The organism is Verrucomicrobiota bacterium, from assembly GCA_016871495.1.
In the GTDB taxonomy this organism is placed as follows: Bacteria; Verrucomicrobiota; Verrucomicrobiia; order Limisphaerales; family VHDF01; genus VHDF01.
Genome location: VHDF01000044.1, coordinates 1 through 12,480, shown reverse-complemented (window position 1 = coordinate 12,480; position 12,480 = coordinate 1). Strand labels below are relative to the sequence as shown.

At 60.7% G+C, this 12,480-nt stretch carries 9 protein-coding genes; 6 read left to right on the top strand and 3 right to left on the bottom strand.

The annotated features are described in order from the left end of the window. Positions 1-37: 37 nt before the first annotated feature. A complete protein-coding gene (locus tag FJ404_11125; GenBank protein ID MBM3823421.1) occupies positions 38-3,403 on the bottom strand; it encodes a UTP--glucose-1-phosphate uridylyltransferase in 3,366 nt (1,121 codons plus the stop codon). Between the two features lie 16 nt (positions 3,404-3,419). Beyond that, positions 3,420-4,283, bottom strand: a complete 864-nt coding sequence (locus tag FJ404_11120) for a UTP--glucose-1-phosphate uridylyltransferase (protein MBM3823420.1) — start codon at positions 4,281-4,283, stop codon at positions 3,420-3,422. A 123-nt stretch (positions 4,284-4,406) separates the two neighbouring features. Here FJ404_11120 and FJ404_11115 point away from each other — a divergent pair, with 123 nt between their 5' ends. From FJ404_11115 to FJ404_11095, 5 genes are all read left to right on the top strand, one after another. After that, positions 4,407-5,801: an ROK family protein gene (locus tag FJ404_11115; GenBank protein MBM3823419.1), complete on the top strand. Its 1,395-nt coding sequence runs from the start codon at positions 4,407-4,409 to the stop codon at positions 5,799-5,801. A gap of 15 nt (positions 5,802-5,816) precedes the next feature. Further along, positions 5,817-6,707 (top strand): PIG-L family deacetylase, encoded by an 891-nt coding sequence (locus tag FJ404_11110; GenBank protein MBM3823418.1) that lies wholly within the window; start codon positions 5,817-5,819, stop codon positions 6,705-6,707. Continuing rightward, positions 6,704-7,459: an exodeoxyribonuclease III gene (gene xth / locus FJ404_11105; protein ID MBM3823417.1), complete on the top strand. Its 756-nt coding sequence runs from the start codon at positions 6,704-6,706 to the stop codon at positions 7,457-7,459. The genes FJ404_11110 and xth overlap by 4 nt, the downstream gene beginning before the upstream one ends. 126 nt (positions 7,460-7,585) lie before the next feature. Continuing rightward, complete coding sequence (locus FJ404_11100) at positions 7,586-8,068, top strand: ArsR family transcriptional regulator (protein ID MBM3823416.1); 483 nt, start codon at positions 7,586-7,588, stop codon at positions 8,066-8,068. A 226-nt stretch (positions 8,069-8,294) separates the two neighbouring features. After that, positions 8,295-9,788 (top strand): TolC family protein, encoded by a 1,494-nt coding sequence (locus tag FJ404_11095; GenBank protein MBM3823415.1) that lies wholly within the window; start codon positions 8,295-8,297, stop codon positions 9,786-9,788. A gap of 30 nt (positions 9,789-9,818) precedes the next feature. Here FJ404_11095 and FJ404_11090 read toward each other — a convergent pair whose 3' ends face one another. Beyond that, positions 9,819-10,574: a fumarylacetoacetate hydrolase family protein gene (locus FJ404_11090; protein ID MBM3823414.1), complete on the bottom strand. Its 756-nt coding sequence runs from the start codon at positions 10,572-10,574 to the stop codon at positions 9,819-9,821. A gap of 11 nt (positions 10,575-10,585) precedes the next feature. Between FJ404_11090 and FJ404_11085 the strand changes: the two genes are divergently transcribed. Further along, positions 10,586-12,148, top strand: coding sequence for a hypothetical protein (locus tag FJ404_11085; protein MBM3823413.1), 1,563 nt, complete (start codon positions 10,586-10,588; stop codon positions 12,146-12,148). The last annotated feature ends 332 nt before the right edge of the window (positions 12,149-12,480 follow it).

Here is a 12,480-nt window from a genome sequence, read left to right as displayed (position 1 = left end):
ATGCGGGGCGATGGTCGAATCCGGCACTCGGCCGGGGTCAATCCCAGTCGCAAAGGGATTCGACGTAGGCCGCGCTGCCATCCCTGAGCCAGCCATCGAGTTGGGCTTGGTCTTTAAGCTGCTGGCCTCGACTTCTCGGAACCACGATGTAGCGGCAGGACACTTCCGGCAGCATGGTCAGATCGCTCCAAAGTTTTTCGAACTGCGCCACGGGGAAAATATCTTCCTGGCCATGTCCCCACCGACGTTTGACTTCCTTGATTGCCACGTAGGTGGGCAATTTCGCGGCGACTTCACGGATGGAAGTCACGATCTTGTCCTGAGCCGTCTTGTGGCCCCGACCGGCCTCCAGGATGACCCCGCGATCGAGGGAAAAAACTTCCAGCAAACGGTCCAGGTCGATCCACGTGCTCATGGAATTGTAATAGCTAAGCTCGAACTCGTCCTCTTCCCGCGGGAGCGCCAAGCCCTCGAGGATGCGGGTGCGTCCGTTCACTTTCGCCAGGCCTCCGCCCCGATCTTCCAGCCTCCGGGCGATGACTTCGAAGGTAAGGCAGGCGCCCTGTGCCAGATGCTCTTCGAGGAGACGCGGATCCGCGTTCACTCCGGTGGTGTCGATGTTGTGAAGGAGCAGGCAGCGGAGGGCGGGATGACGCTGCAAAAGTTTCGCGAGCACCCCGTTACGGAACAAGTTCGGCATTTCAAAGAAATGGCCCACGGGGTGCATGCACTGGAGGGGCACATTTTCGGTGTAATCGCTGGCTTCCCCGCGTGACTTGGCCCAATTCACCAGCGCTGCCCGCACGCTTTCGCGGACTTTTTGCTGCTGTTCGTCAAGGATCTGCTGGGCCGTTTCTTCCCACAGAAAGTGCAGGTCCCGCTCGGTGGGCACGAATCGCTGGCCCACGCTCCGTCCGGGTGAGAGGAGAACACGGTCCCGGTCCGCTTCGGTCAGGCGGCTCGCGAAATAGGACTCAATGGGTTCATGCGTCAAGTAACTCGTGGTGAATACATGCGGAAGATTCGCGCCGGACAGCCGGCTCAAGCGGCGGCTCTTCGCCAGATGAACGTCCAGGAAGGTTCGATGCTTTCCGCCGAGCTTGCAAAACGGATGCAAGGCTTTGCAAATGCCCGCTCCCTGCGTCCAACGAGAGCCGGCTCCGGCGGCCAGGCTGACGATGGCGACCTCCCCCCGGGCCAGGGAGTCCCAGCCACGGCTGGCGAGCGTTCGCCCCGTCGGGCTGGAGCTGTGGGTAAGGTCGAGAGATTCGGCCTGGGAAACATCAGGCGCTTCCACATCCACGATTTCGGTGTCCGCGCGCAGACGATTCTGAGCGAGCCCGATCAGGCCCTCCTTGAGTTGCTTGCGGATCATCTCGTGCTGCTCAGGATCAAATCCGTTGCGGCCAAGGGATTCGGCAAGGTTGTCCTCGGATCCGGACTCCTGGTTTCCGCGGGGAATGAGGGAATCGAACAGGGACTGGACGAGGCCGGCCATTTCGGGCCGCGTGCGCGCGGTCGCACCCAGTTTGTCCAGTTCCATCCGTTGGGTTCGGGGCAGGGCAGCTTGGTCTTGGCGGAGCAGTTTGGGCAAGCGCACGGCGTAGTAACCCAGGGGAAGAAGAGACTTGTTCCCGGTCAGCAGTCTTGCCGTCGTGCCCGTCTCATTGACCGCATAATCGAAGACCACGGGCTCCATGGCGAAGGGAAGAGCGGCCCGGAAATGGTGGCGGGCCGTTTGCATGAGGTCGAGCAGCTTTGACTTGGCTTCCTGCTGGCGATGGGGCGCGACGAAAAATCCCATGCCTCCTCCGGACATGCCTCCCAGCATGCAGAATCCCCAGAAGTCTTCCCCAAACGATTCTTGAGCGCCCGCGATGATGCTTTCGGTGTAGGCGTTCGTGGCCCAGGGAATGATGGACTGAATGGGTCCCTTGAAGTTGGCGGTGGTGGCGCGGCCGAGCGCTTTCAGGTCGCCCTGGCGGCATGCGTTCAGGATCTCCTTCAGCAGGTCGAGTGCTTGGAGGCGGCCGGCCCATTCGCGAGGAGAGCGGAGCAAATATTTTTCCGTCACCATCTCGAGGATGGGGCCGACATTTTGGGCCATGCCGCCGTGAACCAGGATGAGAGATTCTTGCAGGCCGGCGCGGGCGGCGTTGGAAACTTCGTGGCGATCGAGCACCCGGTGGGTCGGCATGAGCCGGCCCTGGCTGATGCCGAATTCGGGGTCGTTTCTGGCGGCGGGAGCTCCCTCGATCAACTTGATTCCCGGCCAAATGCCGCCGGAATCCTGCCAGCCCCCGCCGGAACCCCCGAGCCATTCTCCCAGGAGCGCGCGCGCCAGAACCACCCGTCGCTCAGGTTCTTCCAAAGGGCCTTCCAAGGCGCGGGTTTGTCCCGTGGCGCGCATGCAGACGGAGATGAGGGAGCCCAGGAGATTCGTCGAAACCGCTAAACGGGAGCCCTTGGGAATATCGCGCACCTGCGAGACCACCTCGATGCCTTTGCCGCGTCCGGCCATGCCGGCCAGCAAATCCGAAAGCTGCTGTCCGCTTCCCTCCAACCCGGGGGGAACGATGCCGGCGGCAATGACCGCGGCCTTCAGCAAACCGAGGTGGTCCTTGCCGAAATCGAAGACCTCCGCGAGGGAACGCAGGTCGTCGGTGACGCCCAGATCGCAGGAGGTCAATCTGAGCACCGGCTCGTCGATGGTTCTGAACGCGGCGGATAAGGGAGGCAAGGGATGCGCGTCGCGCCCGTGCACACCGAGGTCCACGGACGCGTTCAAGACTCGGGCACCCTCGGGAAAATCCATGCCGAGGAAAAAAATGTCGCTCCAGGCCGAATGGGAGAGGTCCATGCGGACCGGCGTGGATTCCGAGAGGAGTGGGTAGGTGCCGTCCTCGCCGGGCTCCCTCAATTCCGCCCGGATTCGCAGGGGCTGATCCTGGGGGTGTCCCATGCGGAACATCCATTGATTGCCGAGGACGGAGCGCACGCTGCGGCGGACTTGATCGGCGAGGGTCTGAAAGGCGAGGCGATGGTAGGCGGCGGCGAGTGCGGAACAGATGCCGTCGCTCCAGCCTTGGCGGTTGGCGCAGCTGAGGAAATGATCGATGGCTTCCGCGAAGCGGCGCTCCAGCAACAATTGATAACCGCGGAAAGGGATCTTGCCAACGGTTTGGATCTCTGGACGCGAGGGAAGGTGGTAGCGATGGATCGTGTAGAGGAACAGCAGGGCTCGAACACGATGGTAAAGATTCCCGCTCTTGCGCCGGAATTGGTCCAGTTGCCGGCACTGGTCGAGCAGTTGCACGGATGAACCTGCGTCCGCCAAGGGATCCACGGCGGTATTCCGGAGGGAATCTTCGGAAGATTCGATGATCCGGATGAGATCGATCATGGAAATCGGGAGCGGATCAGCGGCCCTCGGTCCAGTGGTCTTGCAGTCGGCGCCCGGTGGCGTCGAGCATGGCGGCCAGGACTTCAACGTGGTAAGGACCCGCGAGTCCCAGCGCCAGTTGAGCAGTCAACAGGCCGAATCGGCGTCCCACGTCCACGCGATGGCCCTGAATGACGGCGGCGAGATAGCGTTCGCGCGCCGCCAATTGATCCAGGGCAGGGCTGAGGTGCGCGAAGCCCTGAGGGGAGGCGGCGATTTGCTCCTCAATCAGCTCATGCACCATGGGCGTGAGCACGTGCATGCCGAAGAAACAAAGATAATAACCCGCTCGCAACCCCGGCACCATGAGTCGCTGCTCGGCCTCGGTGGGCGTGGGCTTCTCGGCCACGGTCGAGACTTCGTAGAGTTCCTTGCTGTTGGGCACGAGCCGCCCTCCGACCGCCCCGTAGTAAGGGAGCTTGCTCTCGTGGGTGGGATTGACGGCTGAGATGGAGCAATGTTGCGTTTTCGCCAGTTGGAGCAATTGTTGCGAGCACCGACGCTGCGAGCGCGAAACGTAAAGGTGGTCACCGACCAGGAGCAAGAAGGGCTGGTCCCCGCAGAACGACTTGGCGCAATGGATCGCATGCCCATAGCCTCGCTGCTCCTTTTGCACCACAAATGCAATCCGGGAGGCGTGGGGTCCCGCCGCGGCGGTGTAGGCGGGTTGATCGCCTTCTTGGACGACCACGGCAATTTCATGGATGCCCGCCTCGATCGCTTCTTCGAGAACGATTTGCAGAGCCGCTTTCGTGGTGCCGTCCTGATCCACGAGGGTTTGCAGCGGGAGCGAGCGTTGTTCCCGGCCCGCCGCGGTGATGACGGCTCGATTGATGTCCACAGGTTCTTTCGATTGAACTTGATCCGCGCGTGAGGGTCACAAATTCTCTCGCGCGTGTCAAACGACGGTGGCGGAAGTCGCTGGTTGTGAACGATTCCAAAAGCTCATGCAGTTGATCCATCCATGAAGGCCGAGTCCGAGGTCCTGCCACGCGTTACCCCGGAGTTGGATCCGGGATTCAGACCGATGGTGCTGGCGAGCCGCCAATTTCAAGAGGCGGCCCGCGCCACCGGCCGCTCGGTCACCCTGGATCTGGCCGTCGAGCGTTCACCCGAGTCGGTGACGCGATGCCAGATCTCGCTTTTTCCAGGCGACCATCCGTCGAGCGCGGGCAACTTCCGCCTCGCTGAACGGACCCTGAAGTTTTTGCTCTGGGCACGAGGGGGGTGGAGAATCTGGGTCGCAGGGTCCTCCTTCATCGGGGAACAGTTGCGAGCTTACTATCGAGACACCCCGACCGGCGGTTTCGACGCGGCCCTGATGGGGGAAAAGATCTACGCCCGGCCTTTTGAAGTTCGCGCGGTCGAGCTTGGGGATCTACCCGCCGAGTCCGAGCGAACCCAGCGCTTGGGAGGTCATTGGCAGGGATGCCGCGTCGGATTCGACCTGGGGGCCAGTGACATCAAGGTCGCGGCCGTGCGTGACGGCACGGTGCTGTACAGCGACGAGTTTCGATGGGATCCGCGGCCCCAGCAGGATCCGCAATGGCATTTCGAACAGATTCAGGCGGCGTTGCGTGCCGCCGCCTCGCATTTGCCTCGCGTGGATACGATCGGCGGAAGTTCTGCCGGAGTGATTGTCGGGAACGAGGTGCGCGTGGCTTCTCTTTTTCGCGGCGTGCCTGACGCGCTCTTTGAAACCCGGGTGCGACTCCTTTTCCGGGAAATCCAAAAGTCCTGGGGCGATGTTCCTTTCGAGGTCGTCAATGATGGCGAAGTGACGGCGCTGGCGGGCTCGATGAGTTTGGAATCCCCGGCCGTGCTGGGCATCGCCATGGGCTCGAGTCTGGCCGCGGGTTTTGTGAGCCGGGAAGGAAACATCACGCCTTGGTTGAATGAGTTGGCGTTCGCCCCGGTGGATGTTCGAAACGATGCTCCGTTCGACGAGTGGTCCGGCGATCGCGGCTGCGGGGTGCAGTTTTTTTCCCAACAAGCCGTGGCGAGGTTGATTCCGGCGTCGGGACTGCCGATTTCGTCAGAGTGGGCGCTGCCGGATCGACTTCTCGCGGTCCAGACGGCCATGAAGGAAGGCGACGAACGCGCCGCGCGGATCTATCGGACCCTTGGAGTGTGTTTGGGTTACGCCGCGGCCCAGTATCGCGAGTTTTACGACTTTGATCACTTGCTGCTTCTCGGGCGGGTTACCACCGGGGTTGGCGGCGACTTGTTGTTGGAACAAGCTCGACGTGTGCTCGCGTTGGAGTTTCCTGAAATCGGCGCGCGGCTCCATATGCCCGACGAAAAACAGAAACGCCACGGGCAAGCCATGGCCGCCGCCAGCCTGCCGGCTTCGTTGTAACCTCTCGTCCCCATCATGCCCCCACTCAATCCTTATCCACAACTGGCCCGCGATTTCGCCGCGTTGCTGGAATCCGGACGAGACTTTCCGCTCGGAAACCTGCCTTTCCCGGACTATTCCGCTCCGGCGGAAGGGGCTCCGGTGGTCTTGATCTTTTCGCCGCATCCGGACGACGAAGTGATCATCGGGGCCTGGCCGTTTCGGCTCGCCCGCGAGCGGGGTTGGCGGGTGGTGAACGTGGCGGTGACCCAAGGGAGCCGCAAAGACCGCCAAGCCGCCCGGTTGGAGGAGTTGAGGGCATGCTGTCGCTACGCGGGGTTCGAGCTTGCCACGCTGGGATCGTCCGGCTTGGAGGGTTTGCATCTGGGCAACCGGGCGGGGAACCCGGCCCACTGGAATGCCGCCGTTTCGGAAATCCTGGCGGTGTTGAAGAGGTATGGTCCAAGCGCGGTGTTGTTCCCCCATGAAACCGATCGGAACACGACCCATGTCGGGGTGCATTTTCTCCTGATGGATGCCTTGCAACGGATGGAGGACACCTTTTCTTGCGCCGTCATCGAAACGGAATTCTGGGGCGCCATGGACACGCCGAACGTGATGCTCGAGGTTTCGCCCGGGGACTTGGGGGTTCTGCTGAGCGCACTTTCTTTTCACGAGGGCGAAGTGCGGCGCAATCCTTACCACTTGCGCACGGCCGCCTGGATGATCGACAACGTGCGGCGCGGAGGAGAACTGGTGGGGAAACAGGGCGCGGCGCCGCCCGATTTCGCCTATGCGACGCTTTATCGATTGAGGCGATGGCAGGCGGGGCGCCTGCAACCCGCGCTGAGGGAGGGCTTGTTCCTATCTCGTCACGACGACGTGGAAGCCCCCCTCAGGGCCGTGCTTGCGGGTTCCTCGCCGTGAAACTCCTCTCCTGGAACGTCAATGGCCTGCGGGCGGTGTTGCGGAAGAACTTCCTCGAGTTTTTGGACGCGGAACGTCCGGACGTGCTCTGCCTCCAGGAAACCAAGTGCGCACCGGACGACGTGGAACCGTTGTGGACTTCAGAATACCTAACTTATTGGAATACGGCGGAAAAGAAAGGTTATTCCGGGACCGCGATTTTCACCCGCGCCCGGCCCTTGCGCGTGACCCGGGGCATGGGGATTTCCGAGCACGATCGCGAGGGCCGTGTTTTGACGGCGGAGTTCGATGATTTCATTCTGGTCAACGTCTATGTGCCGAACTCGAAGCGGGAGCTGACGAGGCTCGCTTACCGCCAGATTTGGGATCGGGATTTTTTGAGATTTCTCAAAAAACTTGAGAAAAAGAAGCCGGTGGTGTGGTGCGGGGATTTGAATGTGGCCCATACCGAGCTGGATTTGGCGAACCCCAAGGCAAACGTGAAGAATCACGGTTTTACGCCCGAAGAAAGGGCGGGCTTTGACGCGTTTGTGCAGGCGGGATTTGTGGACACTTTTCGGGAACTCGAGAAAGGGGGCGGGCATTACACCTGGTGGAGCCAGATGCCGGGAGTGCGGGCCCGGAACGTGGGGTGGCGCATCGATTACTTCCTGCTGAGCGCGGCCCTGCGGCCCGGGCTCCGCCGGGCGTCCATTCTCAAGGAAGTGACCGGCAGCGACCATTGCCCCGTCGGGATCGTGTTGGAGAGGTGACGCCGGGAAGGCCAAAACTTGCGCCCCGACGTTTCTTTTTGTAGTTTCTGTACAGACAGAAATGTCGAACGCAATATGACTCCGCTTTCTCCTGTTCAACAGAAGTTCATCTTGCATTGGGGCGAGATGGGCACCCGCTGGGGCGTCAATCGAACGGTGGCCCAAATCCACGCGTTGCTGTTCCTGTCCGCCCAGCCTCAGCCCGCAGAGATCATTGCGGATACCCTCGGCGTGGCCCGATCGAACGTGAGCAACAGCCTGAAGGAACTGCTCGGCTGGGGCATCATCAAGCGCGTTCATATTCTGGGCGACTCCCGCGACCACTACGAAAGCCTCAAGGACGTCTGGGAGCTGTTCCGAACCGTGCTGGACGAGCGCAAGAAGCGCGAGATCGATCCCACGCTCGCGACGCTCCGGGAATGCCTCGCCGAAGCCGAAGCCGACAAGGCGGGCTCAGCCCACACCCGTGAAAAACTGCGGGAACTGACGGATTTTTTTGAAACCACCTCGGGTTGGTACGCCCAGATTCGCGCCTGGCCTACGCCCGTGCTGGCGCGCTTTTTGAAACTCGGCGGACGCATCCGAAAACTGGCGGGCCTGGAAAATTGATTCATGGTTGAAAGAGAACTCCGCGGCGGCTCGGATTTGGAACCGCTTGCTCCCTCCCCCCCGGTGAGGTCGAGATCGGAGAGCGCGAAGACTCGGGGTGAATGCCCGGCGCTTTGGGTTCGTCCATGCCATTCACCTTTGTAACCCGTGCCATGGCATCCGTGTCATTTCCCTGAGCGCTTCCGTTTGACGTGGCGGGGGGGCATCCATCAGCATCAAAACACTTATGCAACGCAGCCGGACGATTCTATTCTTCACGACCTTGATCTTGGGGCTCGCTCGGGAGGTGAGCGGGGCCGAAAGCTCCCGCCAGGTGACGCTCGATCAGTGCATTCAACTCGCGCTGCAACACAACCTCGACATTCGCATCGTCAAGGTCAACCCGAGCATCGCGCAATACAACCTGGACGCCTTGTACGCCGACTACGAGCCCGATCTGTCGCTAAGCGGGTCGCACAGCGACAACACGTCACCCACGACCCTGGACGCGCAAAACCGGGTCGTCCCCGGCACTTCGTCAGGGACGGAGGCGTTCAATGCGACGCTCGGCGGAATTCTCCCCACCGGATTCAGCTATACGCTGCAGGGCCGCATGCAGGAGACCGAAGGCCTAACGGGCGCGGGGTTTCCTTTCGAGAATGCCAATGGTGTGGTTTCGATCCAAATGCGCCAACCCTTGCTGAGGAACTTCTGGATCGACCGGACCCGGCTCAATATTCAGATCGGCAAGCGGAATGTGCGACGATCGCAGCAGCAGGTGCGGCAACAGATCATCAACACCGTCACCTCCGTGGAATTGGCGTATTACGATTTGATCGCCGCCTTCGAGGAGGTCAAAGTGCAGGATCAGGCGTTGAAACTCGCCGAGAGGCTCCTGGCCGAAAATAAGAAACGGGTCGAGGTCGGGGCGTTGGCGCCGTTGGATGAAAAGGCCGCGGAATCCGACGTGGCGGCGTCGAAAGCGAGCTTGGTGGACGCGCGGAACCGGCTCTCTTTCGCGCAGAATACCCTCAAGCAACTGCTGAGCGACGATTTTTCGAAGTGGCAGGATGCCACCCTCGAACCGACTGAGGCCTTGAAGGCCGTCCCCGAGCCATTCAACCGCCTGGACAGCTGGCAAAAGGGTCTGGCGAATCGCCCCGAGCTTTTGCAGTCCAAGCTGGATGTGGAGAATCAAGGCATCACGATCAAATACCAAAAGAACCAGCTCTTTCCCTCGTTGGATTTGTTCGGCACCTATGGCTACAACGGATCCAAACCGGAATACAGCGGTGCTTTCAGTGACATTGCGAATCGTTCCGCGCCGATCTCCAGTTATGGAGCGGTGTTGAGCGTGCCGCTTGGCAATCGCGCCGCCCGCAACGCTTATCGCTCATCCAAAGCTGAAATGGAGCAATTGCTGCTTCGGCTCAAGAGCCTGGAACAAAACATCATGGTGGAGATCGACGATGCGATCAAACAGGCGCAGGCCAATCTGGAAGCCGTGGAAGCTCGCAAGCAAGCGCGCGCCTTCGCCGAGGCTGCCTTGGATGCCGAACAGAAGAAACTTGAAAATGGCAAAACCACCTCCTACCAGGTCCTGCTTTACCAACGCGATCTGACCCGTTCCCGCTCCCTGGAGATCAACGCGCTCGCCTCTTATAACAAAGCCGTGTCCCAGCTGGCCCGGTCAGAGTCGACGACTCTGGAACGGCGAAAGCTGGCGATCGATGCGAAATAGTTCGAGTTCCGCCGCCGACCGAATCTCCGCTTACTTCACCGTATTCACCAGGGGAGCCAATCCCTGGATGCGGACTTCGAGTCGGTCCCCTGATTCGATCGGTCCCACGCCGCTGGGTGTGCCGGTCAGAATGACGTCCCCCGGCAGGAGGGTCATGTTGGTGGAGACAAAACTGACCAACTCAAAACAGTTGAAAATGAGCTGGCTCGTATTGGAGTTCTGGCGGAGCTGGCCATTTTGGAACAGCTGAATGGTCAGATCGTGCGGGTCGATTTTGGTCTCCACGTACGGGCCCAAGGGAGTGAAAGTGTCGAAGGACTTGGCTCTGGCCCATTGACTTTCCGAGGCTTGGATCGTCCGGTCGCTGACATCCTGGGCCGAGGTGTATCCGAAAATGTATCGAGCCGCCGCCGCTGCCGTCACGTTGCGCATCCGGCGTCCAATCACCACCGCCAATTCGGCTTCATAATCCGTGCGATGAGCAGGAAACGGAACTTCGATTTTCGCGCCATCCGGGATCAGACTGGTCGGGGCTTTCAACCAGAAGAGGGGTTCTTTCGGCAGGGGTTTGCCGCTCTCGCGAGCGTGATCGGCGTAATTGAGCCCCACCGCGATCACTTTTGAGGGGGCGACCGGAGTGAGCGTCTTTACCCCTTTGATGGCGACCGGTTTGCGATCGTAGGACGGAGATCCAAACACGTCCCCGTGCAGTTTGAAGAGTTCGCCATCCACGACTTTGGCGTAAAATATGTCATCGCCCTTTTGAAATCGGCCAATCGCTGCCATAGTGTTCGCGCATGCTAAACCAGGGACGGCGCTGCTCGCAAGGCGAAACCATGACGCAACCAACGCGTTATGACGGGGTTTACCTTTTCATGCCAGAATGGCGCCGCCTCCGAGTGCTCCTGATGGGAGGGTGGCTTGCCTTGGGAACGGCTTTAAGTCTCCACGGGCAGTCTGCTGAACCGTTCCCAATTCCTGATCGTTCCAAGATGGCCCGCACCTCAAGCACCAAGGCTGGGGCCCGCGTTGATTTCGACCGCGTGACTGAGCGGCTTTCCGCAGATGTGGATAAGTTGCCACTTCGGGAGACGTTGCAGCTCTTGGCCAATGCCACGGGCTGGGAGGTGTTCTTTGAGCCTGGAGCGGAGATTCCAGTCAGCACCCGATTTCAACGCTTGATTCCCAGTGAAGCGTTGCCGCGCCTGACCTCGAGTCTCAATTACGCCCTCACGCCGCAGTCGGGCCATTCCGCCACGCTGTATGTGTATCGGACCACGGTGCAAGAAGCCACCGCCCGGCTGGCTCCGGTCGAAATCCAGGCCGAAAAGCCGGACGAAAAGAACCGGGGTCGAATTCCCAATGAACTGGTGGTGGCGCTGAAGCCGGGACAGGGCGGCCGGATCGAGGAATGGGCGAAGTTGCTGGGTGCCAAAGTCGCGGGCAAAATCGAAGGGCTCGACGCTTACCGACTTCGATTCGAAGATGAGAAGGCGGCGCTCGAAGCGAGATCCAAGTTGGAAGCAGATGAAAGCGTAGCTTCCGTGGAGTCGAACTATAGCATTCCCAACCCGCGCAAACCGGAACTTCTCAGTTCCAGTTCCACGCCCCCTCTCAACCTCAAGCCCAGGGTCAATCCCGACGGGTCCAAAATTATTATTGGTCTTGTCGATACGTCCGTGCAAAGCCAAGGGACCGCCTTGAAGGATTTCCTTTTGCCGGGCATGACGGTCGCCTCCGAGCCAGCGGGGTTGTCGCGTGAACCCAGCCACGGAACTTCCATGGCCGAGACCATTCTCAGGGGCGTTTCCATGGTGGATGAATCGGGAAAAGGTACTCCGGTTCGCATTCTTCCCATCGATGTCTATGGGGCAAAAGAAGAAACTTCGACCTTTGATGTGGCGCGCGGCGTGTACACGGCGATCAAGGAAGGCGCCACCCTGGTGAACATGAGTTTGGGCAGCTACACCGACAGCGCTTTGTTGAGGCAGATCGTCCAACAGGGGCATCGCCAGGGGGTTCTTTTCTTCGGTGCAGCCGGCAACGAGCCGGTCACACTTCCGACTTACCCGGCAGCGTACCCCGAAGTGGTGGCTGTCACGGCGGGTGATCGATCAGGACGGCTCGCGGGTTATGCCAATCGGGGTGATTTTGTGGATGTTCTCGCGCCTGGCGCGGGAGTGGTTCAGTTCAACAATCGGTCCTATCTTGGGACCGGGACTTCCTATTCGACGGCCTACGTGACGGGTTTGGCGGCGGGTTTGGCCGCGGAACCCGGCAAGACATTGAGCGCGGCGGAACAAGAAATCCGGCAACGACTCGGATTCCGTCCGCCGGTGCCACCCGGGGGCAAGCCCTGAGGGAAATGAGCATCGGCGGGGCATGACCGCCGTGCCGGGTGGCGGGTGAGTAAGGGGGGCGGTGCATCCACAGATTGTCGGTGATGCGCGCGGGAGCGCCGGAGCTCGGCGTTCACGCCACTTCAGAGCGTGTCTTCAAAGGGGCATGGCAGGTTCAACGGGCAAGGGTGCTGCCAGGGTAAAGGCATCCACCTAGCCCGGATATATCATAGGTCGTGGCGATTTTGGACAATTTGGGGCGTAATCGCCAATGTTGACGCGGGTTTGGCGGCCTGATGGGGATTTCCAGGTTTTTGACAGGGTGTCAGGATTTGGCGGCGCGCTGACGGGTG